Origin of the sequence: Dyella halodurans, from assembly GCF_026283925.1 — a bacterium.
GTDB lineage: Bacteria > Pseudomonadota > Gammaproteobacteria > Xanthomonadales > Rhodanobacteraceae > Dyella > Dyella halodurans.
In genome coordinates this window covers 331,346-346,665 of record NZ_JAPDPF010000001.1, presented here as the reverse complement: position 1 = coordinate 346,665, position 15,320 = coordinate 331,346, and the positions used below count along the sequence as shown (strand labels likewise).

The 15,320-nt window shown below is 65.8% G+C and carries 11 protein-coding genes; 2 read left to right on the top strand and 9 right to left on the bottom strand.

Annotated elements, in window-relative coordinates; all coding sequences use genetic code 11:
• Nucleotides 1-485: 485 nt before the first annotated feature.
• From mazG to gspN, 5 genes are read right to left on the bottom strand one after another with little or no spacing between them, the layout of a single operon-like run.
• A complete protein-coding gene (gene mazG, locus OUZ49_RS01525) occupies nt 486-1,298 on the bottom strand; it encodes a nucleoside triphosphate pyrophosphohydrolase (RefSeq protein ID WP_266148153.1) in 813 nt (270 codons plus the stop codon).
• Nucleotides 1,295-2,122, bottom strand: coding sequence for a 3'(2'),5'-bisphosphate nucleotidase CysQ (gene cysQ / locus OUZ49_RS01520; RefSeq protein ID WP_266148151.1), 828 nt, complete (start codon nt 2,120-2,122; stop codon nt 1,295-1,297). The genes mazG and cysQ overlap by 4 nt, the downstream gene beginning before the upstream one ends.
• Nucleotides 2,119-2,676 (bottom strand): ADP compounds hydrolase NudE, encoded by a 558-nt coding sequence (nudE, locus tag OUZ49_RS01515; protein ID WP_266148149.1) that lies wholly within the window; start codon nt 2,674-2,676, stop codon nt 2,119-2,121. Before nudE ends, cysQ begins: the two co-directional genes overlap by 4 nt.
• A 9-nt stretch (nt 2,677-2,685) precedes the next feature.
• Nucleotides 2,686-3,474: an inositol monophosphatase family protein gene (locus OUZ49_RS01510; protein WP_266148148.1), complete on the bottom strand. Its 789-nt coding sequence runs from the start codon at nt 3,472-3,474 to the stop codon at nt 2,686-2,688.
• Nucleotides 3,471-4,256: a type II secretion system protein N gene (gene gspN / locus OUZ49_RS01505; protein ID WP_266148147.1), complete on the bottom strand. Its 786-nt coding sequence runs from the start codon at nt 4,254-4,256 to the stop codon at nt 3,471-3,473. The genes OUZ49_RS01510 and gspN overlap by 4 nt, the downstream gene beginning before the upstream one ends.
• Before the next feature lie 62 nt (nt 4,257-4,318).
• Here gspN and OUZ49_RS01500 point away from each other — a divergent pair, with 62 nt between their 5' ends.
• A complete protein-coding gene (locus OUZ49_RS01500; protein ID WP_266148145.1) occupies nt 4,319-5,680 on the top strand; it encodes an adenosylmethionine--8-amino-7-oxononanoate transaminase in 1,362 nt (453 codons plus the stop codon).
• A 26-nt stretch (nt 5,681-5,706) separates the two neighbouring features.
• Here OUZ49_RS01500 and OUZ49_RS01495 read toward each other — a convergent pair whose 3' ends face one another.
• Nucleotides 5,707-6,075, bottom strand: coding sequence for a hypothetical protein (locus OUZ49_RS01495; RefSeq protein WP_266148144.1), 369 nt, complete (start codon nt 6,073-6,075; stop codon nt 5,707-5,709).
• Between the two features lie 172 nt (nt 6,076-6,247).
• Here OUZ49_RS01495 and OUZ49_RS01490 point away from each other — a divergent pair, with 172 nt between their 5' ends.
• Nucleotides 6,248-6,982 carry a 16S rRNA (uracil(1498)-N(3))-methyltransferase gene (locus OUZ49_RS01490; RefSeq protein WP_266148143.1) on the top strand — a complete coding sequence of 245 codons (735 nt, stop codon included), beginning with the start codon at nt 6,248-6,250 and terminating at the stop codon, nt 6,980-6,982.
• A gap of 20 nt (nt 6,983-7,002) precedes the next feature.
• Here OUZ49_RS01490 and OUZ49_RS01485 read toward each other — a convergent pair whose 3' ends face one another.
• The 3 genes from OUZ49_RS01485 to OUZ49_RS01475 are packed head-to-tail and all read right to left on the bottom strand — an operon-like array spanning nt 7,003 to nt 15,270.
• A complete protein-coding gene (locus tag OUZ49_RS01485) occupies nt 7,003-7,479 on the bottom strand; it encodes a chemotaxis protein CheW (protein WP_266148139.1) in 477 nt (158 codons plus the stop codon).
• A complete protein-coding gene (locus tag OUZ49_RS01480) occupies nt 7,476-9,164 on the bottom strand; it encodes a chemotaxis protein CheB (protein WP_266148138.1) in 1,689 nt (562 codons plus the stop codon). Before OUZ49_RS01480 ends, OUZ49_RS01485 begins: the two co-directional genes overlap by 4 nt.
• Complete coding sequence (locus OUZ49_RS01475) at nt 9,157-15,270, bottom strand: Hpt domain-containing protein (RefSeq protein WP_266148137.1); 6,114 nt, start codon at nt 15,268-15,270, stop codon at nt 9,157-9,159. The genes OUZ49_RS01480 and OUZ49_RS01475 overlap by 8 nt, the downstream gene beginning before the upstream one ends.
• Between the last annotated feature and the right edge of the window lie 50 nt (nt 15,271-15,320).

The window sequence follows — 15,320 nt, the reverse complement described above, 5'->3', positions numbered from 1 at the left end:
CGGCCCACGGCCGCTACACAGTGGCTACACCGCAACGCGCCATAGCGCAGAGGGCTTAAAGCGTGGGTGGTGTCGTGGCCCTCAGAACATCGGGATGCCGCAAGCGTTTCGACCGTCGGCCAGGCCTGCCTTAAGTCCTCACCGCGTTGGCGCGTTGCTGTGTAGCCGCTGTGTAGCGGCCGTGGGCCGGCAGCCATTTGCTCGCCCAGACCTTCCAACGCTTCTATCCAACGGAGTGCTACCAGCTCTAGAGGCCATTCCTTTGGGTTACTTTTCTTTGGGCCAGCAAAGAAAAGTGACTCGGCTGCCGGCAGGCAGTCGAAACGCCCGCTGCGTAAGCGGCACGCTGGCGATATCGCTTGGTTTTAGCGTCATCGCGAGCACCCACCCCTCGTCCCAGCCTTCCTTCCCACAGGGACTACCTTCAGGTCACCCACAGGGGAGAAGGAGAGTGGGTTGACCAAAGACCTCGAAAAGGCTGGCGCTTAGCCCGCAACCTCGTCTCGCTTGGCCTGCTGCCAGAGCGCTTCCTGTTCCGCCAGATCCTGCTGCGCCAGCGATCGCCCCTGCTCGAGCGCCAACTGCTCCATGCTGCGAAAACGTCGTTCGAACTTCGCATTGGCATGCCGCATGGCCTGCGAAAAATCGACGCGGGCATGCCGCGCCAGATTCACCATCACAAACAAGACGTCGCCGATCTCGTCCTGCAAGCGCCGGACATCGCGCCCGTCGGCGAATTCAGCGCGGACCTCTTCGACCTCTTCGAGCAGCTTGTCGATGACGGGCTGCTCATCCGGCCAATCGAAGCCGACGCGCGCGGCACGCTCCTGCAGCTTCAGCGCACGCTTCCATTCCGGCAGCCCGCGCGAGACACCGGCCAGCGCACTGTCATCGTGTTGCTCGCCCTTGGCCGCCCGTTCGGCTGCCTTGATGGCATCCCAGGCCTGGGTCTGCGCCTCGACGTTCGCGTAATTTTCATCGCCGAACACATGCGGATGGCGGCGCACCATCTTGTCGCTGATGGCATGCGCGACATCGGCGAAATCGAACAGCCCGGCCTCCTTGGCCATCTGGGCGTGGAAGACCACCTGCAGCAGCAGGTCGCCCAGCTCATCTCGCAGATCGTGCCAGTCCTTGCGGTCGATGGCGTCGGCGACCTCGTAGGCCTCTTCGATGGTGTACGGCGCGATGGTGGCGAAACTCTGCTGCACGTCCCACGGGCAGCCACGCTGCGGATCGCGCAGACGGGCCATGATGGCGAGCAGGTCATCGAGGCTGTGGCGCGGGTCCCCGCTCATGAGGCTTCCAGGTCCGCGGCCAGCAGGCGTGCCTTCCAGTCGATGGAGGCGTCACCGACGGCGATGAACTCGGGGTTGATCAGCGAATCGCCACGGTTGTAGCGCAGCGGCTCGCCGCCGAGGTCGAGCACGGCGCCGCCCGCCTCCTCGAGCACGGCCTGCGCGGCCGCCGTGTCCCATTCGCTGGTCGCCCCACGGCGTAGATAGACGTCCGCCGCGCCACGCGCCACGAGGCAGAACTTCAACGACGATCCCAGCGGCATGGAGCTGTAGTCATCCCCGATCAGCTGCGGCAACAACGCGGCGCCCGCACCGCCATGCGAACGACTGCCCGCCACGGTCGGCGGCTGCGCCATGGCACGCGTACCGATGCGTCGCCAGGCCGCATGCGCATCGCCCTGCATCCAGGCGCCCTGCCCGCGCGCGGCGGCATACAGCTCGCCGGTCACCGGTGCCAGTACTACGCCAAGCACAGGTTGATGATCGTCGATCAGGGCAATGTTGACGGTGAACTCGCCGTTGCGCTTGATGAACTCGCGCGTGCCATCGAGCGGATCGACGAGCCAGTAGCGACGCCACTCGCGTCGCTGCAGCCACGGCAGGGTGCGGGCCTCTTCCGAGATCACCGGGAGCGCCGGGTCGAGCCGGGCCAGGCCCGCCATGATGACCTGCTGCGCAGCGAGGTCAGCCGCCGTCACCGGTGATTGATCGTCCTTGCGATGCACTTCGAAGTCATTGCGGTAGACCTGCAGGATCGCTTCGGCGGCATCGCGGGCGATTGCCGAAACCTGCTGCAGGAGGGCAGAAGAAGGGGGGTGGCTCATGTCGGTTGGAATCGGCCTGCAAGGTATTCGCGAGCCATGAACAGGGCGGCGATGGAGCGCCCTTCCGTGACATCGTCTCGTGCTATCAAGATGTGCAGGTCCGCCAGTTTCCACGGCACCACTTCGAGTTCTTCCGGCTCGTCGCCTTCCAGGCGCTCCGGATAAAGATCCTGCGCCAGTACCACGTGCGCCATATGCGTCATGTAGGAAGGCGACAGCGACAGGTTGTGCAGGATCTTCAACTTGCGTGCGCCAAAGCCGATTTCTTCCTTCAGCTCACGATCGGCGCCCTGCTCGGCGGTTTCGTCGCGATCGAGGCGCCCTTTCGGAAGGCTCAATTCATAGCGTCCCACGCCCGCGCCGTACTCGCGCACCAGCAAGACGGTTTCATCATCCAGCATCGGCACGATGATGACGGCACCCAGGCCGCCACCCTTCAAGCGCTCATAGACTCGACGCTCGCCGTTGGAGAACTCAAGATCGAGCTGCTCGACGTGCAGGAAACTGCTGTCGTGCACGTCCCGGGTGGCATGGATGATCGGAGGCTTGCGCATCGGGCCATTCTATCGCTTGAGCGCCTGGCGCAAGCGCGCCAGTGCTAGTTGATGGAGCGCAGGCGTACCGGCGAGCACGCTGCGTGAATCCAGTGTCAACGCCTGGCCATCCAGGTCCGTGAAGACGCCGCCCGCCTCGCGCACGATCACCGCCAGGGCGGCGACGTCGAGGATGCTCACGTCCGACTCCAGCACCAGGTCCAGCCCACCACGCGCCAGCAGGTGGTAGTGGCAGAAATCGCCATAGCCGCGAATGCGGTTGCTGTCGCGAATCAAGGCACCCAACTCGGCCCAGCGCGCATCGGCGGTGAGCGACTTCACGTTGCCGGTGGAAATGGACGCCTGCGCCAACTCCGTCGTGGCAGCGACCCGCACGCGTTCGCCTTCGAACCAGCTGCCGGCGCCCTTGCTGGCCCACATGGTCTCGCCATAGATCGGGGCGCTGGACACACCGAGCACCAGTTCGCCGTGGTGCATCAGCGCGATCTGGGTGGAAAAAAACGGCGTGCGCCGCACGAAACTCTTGGTGCCATCGAGCGGATCGACCATCCAGAGCAGCTCATGGACGCCGTCGTCACGACCGAACTCCTCGCCGTAGACAGCCGCCTCGGGCAAGGCTTGCTGCAACACCTTGCGGATCGCCAGCTCGGCCTCGCGATCGGCCACGGTCACCGGGGTGTCATCACTCTTCAGCTCAACCTCGACGCCGCGTTTCCAGTAATGCCGCAAGACCTCAGCGGCGGCCTGCGCGGCCTCGCGCGCGGCGTCCAGTGCCTGCGACAGATTCAATCCACTCATCGTGCCCCCTCCGGTATGGCGGCCGCGAGACCGCCACTGTAATTGATATGCGTCTTGCCACCGGCGTCGGTGGGACCCAGCCCGTTCAACCACCGCTGCAGTGCGGGATTCGGGCCGCGTGCTGCTGCGGTCGCCGAAAAGCGGCGGGCCAACGGACTGAGCTGATACTCGCCATCGATGCGCAGTGGACCGCTGCCATCGTCCTGCACGCGCCCGGCCAGCACACCGCCGCTGCCCTGCACGCTGATCAGCAGATTGCCAAGCGAGAGGTTGCCGTTACGCGGCGTCAGCAAGCTTGCCTCGTCCCAGCGCAGCTTGCCATCCAGTTCCTGCGGCCAGCCGCCATGTAGCTGCACGCGGCTTGCCGCGAGCCGCACCACACCGCGCGGCTGTCCCATCGGCAACGCGATGATCGGACCGAACAGCCCCATGTCGGCTCGCAAATGGACGTCCATCCAGGTCGCCTCGCCGACGCCTTGCCCTTCCATGCGTCCGGAGAAATCCAGCCGCGTACCGTGAAGATTCAGCTGTAAGCGAGTGTCACCCAGCAAGGCGCGCCGGGACAGTTGCCAGTCCACTTGACCGAGGTCCTCGCCCTTGGCGGAAAGCACCTGTCCCGCCCGCCCATCCCAGAGCAGGCCGCTGACCTGTTGCAGCCGCACGCCGGGCAGCCGCGTGGCGAGCACGGGCAAGGCCCAACTGGCGGGCAGGAACCACAGCAGTCCAAAACCGATCAAGGCCACGGCCATCAGGCCGATCAATGCAGCTCGCCAACGCTTCAAACCGACTCCCGCAGTGCTTGCAAGACTTGAGTAGGTACGCTCCAAACCCCGATCATAGCCGGATGAACACGTCCCCCGCTGTCGACGCCCTGGTGCGCCGCGACCTGAGCCACCTGTGGCATCCCTGTACCCAGATGCACGATCACGAAACGGTACCCATGGTGCCCATCGCCCGCGGTGACGGCGCCTGGCTGATCGGCACCGACGGCCGCCGCTATCTGGACGGCATCAGTTCGTGGTGGACCAATATCTTCGGCCACGCCAACCCGCGGCTCGCCGCTGCGCTCGCCGACCAGGCGCGCACGCTGGAACACGTGATCTTCGCCGGCTTCACGCATGAGCCTGCCGTGGCGCTGGCCGAGGCCTTGGTGCGCGTGACCCCACCGGGCCTGGAACGCGTGTTCTATGCCGATAATGGCTCGGCAGCGATCGAAGTGGCGCTGAAAATGAGCTTCCACTATTGGCTCAATCAGGGCCATGGCGAGAAGACACGCTTTATCGCGCTGACTGGGAGCTACCACGGAGAAACGCTGGGCGCGCTGTCGGTCAGCGACGTGGCGCTGTATCGCAAGACCTATGCGCCGTTGCTGCTGACACCCATCCTCGCGCCGTCACCGGATGCCTACGAGGCCGAACCCGGAGAAAGCGCTGCCGAAGTGGCCCGGCGGCGGCTCGGCGAGCTCCGGCAGCTGCTTGAGCGACACGCGCACGAGGTCTGTGCGGTCATCGTCGAACCGCTGGTGCAATGCGCGGGCGGCATGCGCATGTATCACCCCGACTACCTGACCGGCCTGCGCGCGCTGTGCGACGAGTTCAAGGTGCATTTCATTGCGGACGAAATCGCCGTCGGCTTTGGTCGCACCGGCACCCTGTTCGCTTGCGAGCAGGCGCAGGTAACGCCTGATTTCATGTGCCTGTCCAAGGGCCTCACCGGCGGTTTCCTGCCGTTGTCGGCGGTACTCACCACCGCGGCAGTCTATGAAGCGTTCTACGCCGAATACAGCGCCGGCAAGGCCTTCCTGCATTCACACAGCTATACCGGCAACCCGCTGGCCTGCCGCGTGGCGCTGGAAACTCTGAACATCTTCCATGACGAACCTGTGCTGGCGCGCAACCGCGAGCTGGCGGTCCATCTGGCCGCCAGGCTGGCCCCATTGAGGGATCACCCGCATGTAGCGGACGTGCGCCAGACCGGCATGATCGCTGCCGTCGAATTGGTGGCAGACAAAGCCGCCCGACGCCCATTCACGCCCGGCGAACGACGCGGCTTGCGTGTGTATCTACACGGTCTGGAGCATGGCGCCCTGCTGCGCCCACTTGGCGACATCATCTACTTCATGCCGCCCTACGTGGTGACGACGCAGGAACTCGACCACCTGGTCGACGTGGCGATGCGCGGGATTGATATCGCCGTGGCGGGCTGAGCGCCTCGCCACGGCATGGGCCCGCGTCAGTGTCCTCGCACCGTGATACTCGGGTCGAGCATCTGCAGCGCCGGCCCTAAGGTGGGCTGGCCGGTACGATCGATATCGTCCCTGCTGTAACTACGGCCCGGTGCCAACGTGAGGCAAGTCCCGGGTTTGGCCGGAATCAGGCTGCCCGTGGTCTGCAGGCAATTGCGGTCGCCCGGTTTGAGTATCGGCCGCTGCGCGGCGGCCGGGGTGGCCGCGTTGCCCTGCGTGTCAGCAACGCTCTGCATGGAGGCGGCGTTGGCAGCCTGTGACGCCGTCTCCTGTGCATGAACCGCCGTGGCGGCACCCAGGACAACCAGCGAGGCGACAAGGACACGGTTGATAAGAGCATGGGTGGCTCGGAACATGGTCTCCACCTCCTTAAAGGTATGGGACGATCAAGTACATGCTGCTCCTGCGTGGCCAGCCACACAAGGCGGCGCCACCAGCGCCTCGCACCCGTTCAGGTTTCGCCTGGCAGGGCGCTTGAGCCAGTCCCTGGTCCGTTATGCTGGCGACTTCCTCCTACCGAAACGTTTCATGCGCACTATTCGCATACATGTGGATCAACCGTTGACTGTGGGCGGTGACCTGGCCCTGCCGGAGCAGGCTGGCGAACATGTTGCACGCGTGTTGAGACTGGCCGCTGGTGATGGAATCACGCTGTTCAACGGCGATGGCAGCGACTACCCCGCGGAAATCCTGACCGTCGGCAAGCGCGAAGTGACTGTCCAGATACAGTCCTCGCGTGCCCTGGACAACGAGTCCCCGCTACGGCTGACCTTGGCGCAAGGGGTGGCTCGCGGCGAGAAGATGGACCTGATCGTGCAGAAGGCCACGGAACTGGGCGTCGCCCGCATCGTGCCGCTGCTAACCGAACGCTCGGAAGTAAAGCTGGACGCGGCCCGCGCGGAAAAGCGCCTGGCGCATTGGCGCGCCGTGGCCGCCAGTGCCTGCGAACAATCGGGTCGCGCCCGCGTGCCTGAGGTGGCGCCGGCGATCGCGCTCGGCGCCTGGCTGCGGGGACTCCCCGACGATGGCGCGCTGCATCTTGCCCTGCTGCCTGAGGGCACCCAGCAAGCAGGCGCGCTCCGCTTCACGCCGACCGGCGGCGTGCTGGTGGTGGGGCCGGAAGGTGGTTTAGGTGGTCGCGATGTCGCGTCGCTGACCGAGGCGGGCTTCCATGGCCTGCGCCTGGGCCCGCGCATCCTGCGCACGGAGACTGCCGGGCTTGCCGCCTTGGCAGCCTTGCAGGCGCTACACGGCGACCTGTAGTCGCCCTGCAGCGCCAATGATCAGCTCGCTAGCGCGAGCAGATCGATCAGTTCGGCTTCAATGCCTTCAAGATCCGGGATGACGGCGACGTCGTCACGGACCAGCACCTGCGCCCGCACTCCTGGCGGCAATGGCGCGCCATCGTGCGTAGGGATGATCAGCTCGGCATTGAGCGTCGTCAGGCGCGGAAAGCCTTGCGTGATGACCGCCACGAACGGCAGGTCGGCATGACCGCCCAGGGCCTTGAGCACGGCCACGCGCACGGCCTGCTCGGTATCACCCTCGCTCACTCCGGCGAGCTTGGTGAACGACAGCAGCGGCACGCGCCAGCCACGCCATGCAATACGACCCAGCAACCAGGGCGGCGCACCTTCGACCGGCTCGGAAGCGGGCAAGGTGATGACTTCGGCCACGGTGGCATTGGGCAGCAGCAAACGCAGGTTGCCCACAGGCACTAGGACACAACGGATTTCGCGAGGTAGCGGTAGCTCACTCATCGCCGGTTCTCCATGGACATCTCCTCGATCAGGCGCGCCGCCAGGTCAGCGGGCGTGCCGGAATAGCTGTTAAGGCGCTCGGCTTCGATACCGTGCACCATATCGGCGAAATGCCCTTCGGATGACGCTTCCACCCAGACCCGACCACCACGGTCATGAATGGCCTGACAGCCGCCCACGGCATCGTTCGCCTGGCCGGCAAATACAATCGCTTGCGCATTGCGGCCGAACACATTGGCCACCATCGTGAAGCTGGCATCGATCAAGGAGCTCTGCACGGCGTGTGCGTCCAGTGGCTGCAGCTCAATGCGACCGTCGCGATACACGCGCGCCTGCTGGTCCGCCGGCACGACCAGCACTTCGCCCGTGCGCGCACGCCCGCCATGCGCCGCCACGCGTACGGGCAACCGGCTGCGCGCGGCCAACAGCTCAGCCTGGTCGTCCGCCGACTTGCCATCCAGGTGCTGCACATGCAGCACGGTCATGCGCAGGTCGGACGGCAGCAGTGACAGGAAGGTGCACACGGCTTCGGTACTGTCGGATGCCGCGCCAAGTACCAGCATGCGGCCAATCGCCGTATCGAGGTCGGAGAGCAGCATTTCATGGCCGCCCTCGTAAGCCTTGGGCGCAATGGCTTCTTCCATCGATACCAATTCCAGGCTCAGGCCAAGCTCGATGGTCGACTCTTCATGGCTGCCCCCTTCCGGCGCCAGGAAATCAGCAGCGCTGAGCTTTTCGATACCAAATTCCGACGGCTGGGGAGGTGCCTGCTCGATCGCCGGCTCATCCTCCACCAAGGCCCAGCTCGAGGCCGCTGTCATGAGCGGCTCGCGGGCTGTTTCGGTGGCTGCGGCCGTCACCGTGACGACCGGCGGCACAAACGAGTCGTCCAGTGGCGCAAGGGTCAAGTGATCGAGCTGGAAGGACGGCATTGCCACGACGGCGGCCTCTTTCGCCACCGGCTCGGACTCGACCGGTGCCGGGCCCTGGGTCATCAAGGCGTCGACGCCGAAATGCCCGTCATGCAGCGGGGGAAGCTCATCCTCCGCGGTGAATTTCAGTCCCGCGCCAAATTCCTCGGCCTCGGTCGTGCCATCGTCGGCCGCCAGCAACGCCTCGAGCTCGGCCGCCAGGCTCTCGGACACGGCAGCCGCATTGCTGCTCGCCATCGCCACCGGTTCATGGGAATACGCCGGCGTAGCCGTCTCGACGGGAGAGTCCGTGGCATCGCCCGCAGAGAACATGGGCGTCGCCCCGGATACGCACGGGGCCTCGTCGCCCAACGCCACGTGGGCACTTTCCGCTACCGCGTGCACGACTGGCGCATCCGGTGGGCGCGGTGGGTCGAGATCACCCTGCGCCAGGACCTTCACGGCGAGGTGGCGGGCCCAACGGGCACGGTCCCAACCATCCAGCGCGCGACTCGCTTGCGCGTCGTTGAACACGACACGCGGCCGATCGCCGTCGATCACGTCATAAAGCCGATCGAGGTCTTGTTCGGCGTCGTCATCCAGGTTCACCACCAGGACTTCGGCGCCGGTGTTGTCCAGCATCGCGCGACTGAGCGTGGAAAGCGCCCCTTCGTGGACGATCCGGGCCCCACGCTCATGCAGCGCATCGCGCAACTGACTGCCCAGTTCCCGGTCATCGAACAGCAAGGCGACTGCGGTGGCCGATTCAGGCATTGAACGACTCCGTAGTCCGCTGCTCGAGCACTTCACCAATCTGCATCAGCAGTTCGGCCTCTTGATATGGCTTGCCGAGGTAGCGGTCCACGCCAATGTCGAAGGCGCGCTGGCGATGTTTGTCGCCGGTACGCGAGGTGATCATGATGATCGGCACATCGCGGAAACGCGGATCGGCCTTCATGTGCGTGGCCAGCTCGTAACCGTCCATGCGCGGCATCTCGATGTCGAGCAGCATCAGGTCCGGCACGCGCTCGTGCAGGCGCTCGATGGCGTCGACACCGTCCTTGGCCGTGCTGACTTCGTATTCGTGGCGCTCCAGCACGCGGCTGGTGACCTTGCGCATGGTGATCGAGTCATCCACCACCATCACCAGCGGACGCACGCGCTCCTCTTCCACCACCGGCGCCTGCACCGCGCTGAGCCCCTCTTCCAGGCGCTGCTGGCGGCGTGCCACGCCATGACGGACCAGCGGTGCGAGATCAAGAATGATCAACACCGAGCCGTCGCCCATGATGGTGGCGCCGAGGATGCCAGGGACCGAGCTGATCTGCGGGCCCACCGACTTCACCACGATTTCGCGCGAGCCGATCACGGCGTCGATGCGAATGGCGGCGCGCAGGTCGCCAGAGCGGGTCAACAGCAACGGCAACTGCTCTTCGTCGCCGGTGTAACCGCTCACGATGCCAAGCAGTTCGGACAGGTCGTGGATGCTGTAGTCGTCTCCCGCATACGGGAACGACGGCTCCGCTTCGGCCAGGCGCTCCGTGAGTTCGGCAGGACTGATGCGCGCCACGCCCTGCACCGAGGTCATCGGGATGGCGAAGTTGGATTCGCCAATGCGCACCAGGATCGCTTGCGTGACGGCCAGGGTGAACGGGAGGCGCAGCACGAAGGTGGAGCCTTCGCCCGCCTTCGATTCGATCGACAGCGAACCGCCGAGCTGCTTGATCTCGTTCGCCACCACGTCCATGCCCACGCCGCGGCCGGCCAGCTGGGTGATCTTGCTTGCGGTGGAGAAGCCAGGCTGCGTGATAAGCGCCAGCAGCTGATCGTCACTGAGCTTGGCGTCGGCACGCACCAGGCCACGCTCGACGCCACGCTTGCGAATCGCGTCGCGATCCAGGCCGCGGCCGTCGTCGCTGACGCGCACGACCACTTCGGTCGCCTCACGCGCCACGCGGATGCGCACGGCGCCTTCGGCCGGCTTGCCTGCCTTGCGCCGTTCGGCCGGCGACTCGAGGCCGTGGGCCACGGCGTTGCGCAACATGTGCTCGAACGGCGCCTTGATGCGGTCGAGCAGGTTGCGATCCATTTCGCCATGTGCGCCTTCCACATAGAGCTGCGCGCTCTTGCCCTCTTCCTGGGCTGCCTGACGCAGCGTGCGGCGGAGGTTGGGCACCATCGTGTCGAACGGCAGCATGCGCGTGCGCAGCAAGCCGTCCTGCAGCTCGGAGCTGACGCGCGACTGCTGGATCAGCAGCGTCTCGGCCTGGCGCGTCAGGTCGTCGAGCATGCCCTGGATGGACACAAGGTCGGACACCGACTCGGCCAGTGCGCGCGAGTACTGCTGCAACTGCGAGAAACGATCGAGTTCGAGCGGATCGAAGACCGACAAACCGCCTTCACGATGCTCGCGTTGGAAACGCGCGATGATCTGCGCTTCCGTTTCGATCTCGAGCATGCGCAGCTGGCTGCGCAAGCGCTGCACGGTCTGGTCGAGCTCCACCAGGTTGAAGCGATAGCCCGCCACCTGCTGTTCCAGGCGCGAACGGTAGATCGCCACCTCGCCGGCGTGATTGACCAGCGTATCGAGCAGTTCGGCGCGTACGCGGATCTGTTCCTGCGGCGTACTGGCAGTCTCTTCGCGCTCTTCGGGCAACAGTTCGGGCAGCTTCGTGCGATCGGGGAATGGCAACACCGTCGCGCTGCTCTGCTCGACCGCCGCGGGCTCGATGGCAACCGCCGCGGCCGTCGCTGCTTCGCCGCTCGCGCCGCCAGCCATGGCCACGAAACGATCGATCATGGCTTGCGGGTAGGCGACCGAATGGCCCTGCGAGACGCGCTGAACGATTTGATGCAGCTGGTCGAAGCCCGCTTCCAGGGCCGCGATCAGGTCACCGATATGAGCCGACTCGGCGTGCAGCGGTTTCTCCAGCGCCGTTTCGATGGCGTGGGTGAGATCGCCCACCGGTACCAGCCCGGCAATACGCGCGCCGCCCTTGAGGGTGTGCAGGTCGCGTTGCAGTTCGGCCACATGCTCGATCGTGCTGGGCTCCGCGCGCCACTCGGCGAGGACGCCGTCCGAATGATCGAGCAGCTCGCGCGCTTCCTCGATGAAGATTTCCAGCAGGTCGGGATCGATCTGGCTGGGCACGAGCAGGTTGTCGCCGGAAGCTTCGGCCTCCTCCGCCGGAGCAGCGTGGAGATGCTCTACCTCGGCGACGGGCTCCTGCTCGTTCACAGGCGAGCTGATGATTTCCGGCGTCTCGACGGCGTCGACCCATGCCTGGATGGGCTCGATCGGCGTTTCGTCGATGGGTGCCGGCGCGGCCACCTGGGCGGTGACGTCGTCCAGCGGCGCAACGTCTTCTGCGGCCACCACATCGTCGAGACCGACCGCTTCGGCCGTCTCGATCGTGGCAGCGCCAACCGGCGCGTCTTCGAGCTCGAACGCCAGCGCCATCTCGTCAGCCGAAGTCAGCGAGACGTGAGCATCACCGGCCTGGTCGATGCTCGGCGCTTCGTCCGCAGCCGCCTCGTCCAGCAAGTCCGCGTAGGCCTTGGCGAAATCGTCCTCGTCGGCAGAGACGAGTGACGTCGCGTCAGCGATGATTGCCGTCGTGGGCGTCGCGTGCTCGGCGAGGGGCAGATGAGCATCAAGATCGAACTCGCCGAGGGCGGCCATCAATTCGTCGGCATACGCATCGCTCGAGGACTCATCCGCAGCGACGGCATGGGCATGGCCTGCCGTTCCCGACACGCCGGACAACGCCTCGTCCAGCGAGGCGGCGAGCAGGTCTTCGCGCTCGCCATCGTTGGCCGGTCCGTCCGTCTCGACCAGATCGTCGGCGTGCGGCTCGAACAGCACGTGGGCAACCTGGGGCTCCGGCTGGCTGTCACGCAACTCGGCAATGCGCTGGATCAGTGCATCGATATTCGGCAACTGCGGCGACGGCGCATCGAACTGCCCCATCACCTGATCGACGGCATCGGCGCTGCGGCCCAGCAGGTGCACGCCCTCGGCCGACAGCGGCCGGCCTGCGGCGCGCAAGCGCTTGAGCAGGCTTTCCAGCGGCGACAGCAGCTGGGTCAGCAACGGGATGTCGACCATCGCGATGGCACCGTGCAGGGTATGCACGGCACGCAGCAGGCTGTCGTCGACGCGGAGTTCGCCGTCGACGCGGTTGATCGTCGTGCGGATGGCCGCGAGGTACTGCGCGACTTCGCTGCGCAGGATCTCCAGCAACACCGGATCGATCGGCGGCATGACCGGGGCTTCGATCGTGTCCGCGAAGTGCTCGATCGGCGTGCTCGGTGCGGTCTCGACATCGGCAAGGCTGGCGGTCGGCACGGCGGCGACATCAACACGCGGCACACGGCGGCGCACGACGCGGCGCACGCTCTCCGTGGCGGCAGGGGCGATGTCGGCGAGGCGCGCTTCCTGCTGGCCGGCGGCAAGCCGCTCGGCGATCTCCATGATGGCGTTGATCGGTGCCGTCGGCGCCCCTTCGCCCAACAGCGCAAGGCGCAATTGCGGCAAGGCATCGATGGCGCTGCTCACCACTTCCTGCACGCCCTCGTTGGCCGGGATCGAATGATCCAGCACACGATTGAGCATGTTTTCCACCTTCCAGGCGAACTCACCCAGCATGGTGGCGCCGACCAGTCGGCCGGAACCCTTCAAGGTATGGAAGGAGCGGCGGATCGGCGTGAGTGCATCCAGCTGCGCCGTATCGGCCAGCCACGTCTGGCGTGCGGCATGCAGGCTGTCGATTTCTTCCTGCATCTCCTCCAGGAAGATGTCGCGGATGTCGTCGTCGATGCCCGCCGTACTGGACTGAAAGCCCGCTTCAGCCTGCGACGCACCGGCTACCGGCACCTGCTCGAAGATCTCTTCCTCGATCTCGATCCATTCGTCATCGCCGCCCTGCACGACTTCCTGCGGACCAAGATGTTCGGTGTCCGCCAGGCGCATTCCGGTGATTTCGTGTTCCAGCGCCGGCGGCGTTTCACTGCGGCCGATGATCAGCCCCGACAGGTCATCGCCATGGGCGAGGCTGACGGTTTCCGAGAGCTCCGGCTGATTGGCCAGCGCTGCTGCAAGCGCGGCATCGGCCGCCTTGGCGACGTGCTCCGGCGCCTCATCCAGTTCATCCAGCACCACCGCGCGCGCGGCCGGCGGCGGCCAATAGCCCAGCGTGCCCAGACTGTGTTCGGCGACGTCGAGGATGTGTTCCAGGCCGCCGCGATGCTCGCGCGCGGCCTCGAGGTAATACTCCAGTGCGGCTAGTGCGTCGGCGAGATGGTCCATCTGCGCCGTGCTGGGCACGCGCCGATCGGCCAGCAACTCGTTGCCGACGAAACGGCCGATGCCTTCGGCCAGTTCGGCGGGACGTGGCGCAGACAGCATGCGCATGGCTCCCGCCACTTCCTCCATCAGCGCGCCCACGTCGGCCAGCTGCCTGGACTGCCAGCCTGACTCGACGTAAGCGACGATCGCTTCCTTCACCTTGCCGGTATTGGCGGTGGCCTCGTGCATCAAGGTCGCCAGAATATGGCGCGCCTCACTGCGCGGCAGCATCGCCGTGGCGCCCTCAGGCGCACTTTCTTCTTCGGCGCCGAGGCTTTCGATGTGATCGTCGAGCGACGCTTCCACATAGAGCAGCGCGCCGGCGACATCGAGCAACAGCTCTTCGTCGGGCGCGCGTACGCGGTTGGCGATTTCGTCCAGCACGCGACGCTGCTCATTGACCACGCGTCGCGGCACGGCCAGGGCCAGCATGCCCAGGGTGTCACCCACGCGGTCCAGCACTTCGGTCTGGCTGGCCAGCTGCGCGGGATCCGCGTCGGTCTGGCGCAGGAACAGATCCAGCGACTCCTTCACCCGCAGCAAGTCGTCCTTCAGCGCACGCGCCACGGAATCGAGCAAGGCACGGTTGTGGCCGGACATGGAGCCGCGAGCGTGCTCCACCTCGCTCGCCTCGGGCAGCAGGGCATCGAGCGAATAAGTCTGGCGCAACAACTCCATGCGCGGACTGCCCGGCTTGATCTGGCCAGTCACGTACAGCAGTTTGCGCGCCAATTCATCCGCATCACCGCCGCGCAGGCTGACTTCACCATGCTCCACCAGCTGGCGAATGCTGCGATCGACCTTGCCGATCAGTTGGCGTACGTCGCTCGCCTGGTTCTTGAGCACGCCCTGCTGCACGCCCTCAAGAACACCGGCCGCGATCCACCACAGGCGACGCCCCGGCACGCTATGGCAGCGCGCCGTGATGGCATCCAGGGTCTGGATCATGCCGGTCAACTGCTGGTCATTGCCCTGCCCGCGGAACCAGGTCAACAACTGCTGCTGGAAGCGCAGGCGCAGGGCCGCGACTTCGCTGCGCTGACGCTCGGTGGCGAGGTCGTGAGCCGGGGCCGGCGCCTGGTGCGGCAGCACGACGTCGAGGTTGGGCGTGAACAGTGCCGATTCGTGCAGCGCCTGCTGACCGCGACTGGAGCGCAGGTCATTGAGCAGCGGCAGCAGTACCACTGGTACGTCACGGTGGCCGCCAGACAAACGCTCGAGATAGTCCGGCAGCTGCATGAGGCCACGCATCAGGGCCGCATAGGCGTCCTCGCGGTCGGCGACATGGTCTTCAAGCAGCGAGATGGTCAGTGTCTCCATCTCCTCGGCAACCATCGCGGCGCCGTAGAGCTCGACCATACGCAGCGTGCCTTGCACCTGATGCAGGCTGTCGGCACATGAACGCATGGCAGCCCGGTCGCTCGGGTTGTCGACGTAGGACTCCAACGCCTCGCGGGCGAGCGCCAGCGTCTCGTCGAGCTCTGGCTTGACCCACTGCAGGGTGGTGAAATCGATGTGATCTTGAAGTCTCATGCGCCCCTCACTGCGGCCACGTAACGCTTTGTCACGCAACCGTCGAGGTT

Coding starts and splice junctions, on each gene's coding strand:
- cysQ (WP_266148151.1), bottom strand. CDS start 2,122: ATGAGCCACCCCCCTTCTTCTGCCCTCCTGCAGCAGGTTTCGGCAATC.
- OUZ49_RS01475 (WP_266148137.1), bottom strand. CDS start 15,270: ATGAGACTTCAAGATCACATCGATTTCACCACCCTGCAGTGGGTCAAG.
- OUZ49_RS01510 (WP_266148148.1), bottom strand. CDS start 3,474: ATGAGTGGATTGAATCTGTCGCAGGCACTGGACGCCGCGCGCGAGGCC.
- OUZ49_RS01480 (WP_266148138.1), bottom strand. CDS start 9,164: ATGCCTGAATCGGCCACCGCAGTCGCCTTGCTGTTCGATGACCGGGAA.
- nudE (WP_266148149.1), bottom strand. CDS start 2,676: ATGCGCAAGCCTCCGATCATCCATGCCACCCGGGACGTGCACGACAGC.
- mazG (WP_266148153.1), bottom strand. CDS start 1,298: ATGAGCGGGGACCCGCGCCACAGCCTCGATGACCTGCTCGCCATCATG.
- OUZ49_RS01490 (WP_266148143.1), top strand. CDS start 6,248: ATGCGCACTATTCGCATACATGTGGATCAACCGTTGACTGTGGGCGGT.
- OUZ49_RS01485 (WP_266148139.1), bottom strand. CDS start 7,479: ATGAGTGAGCTACCGCTACCTCGCGAAATCCGTTGTGTCCTAGTGCCT.
- OUZ49_RS01500 (WP_266148145.1), top strand. CDS start 4,319: ATGAACACGTCCCCCGCTGTCGACGCCCTGGTGCGCCGCGACCTGAGC.
- OUZ49_RS01495 (WP_266148144.1), bottom strand. CDS start 6,075: ATGTTCCGAGCCACCCATGCTCTTATCAACCGTGTCCTTGTCGCCTCG.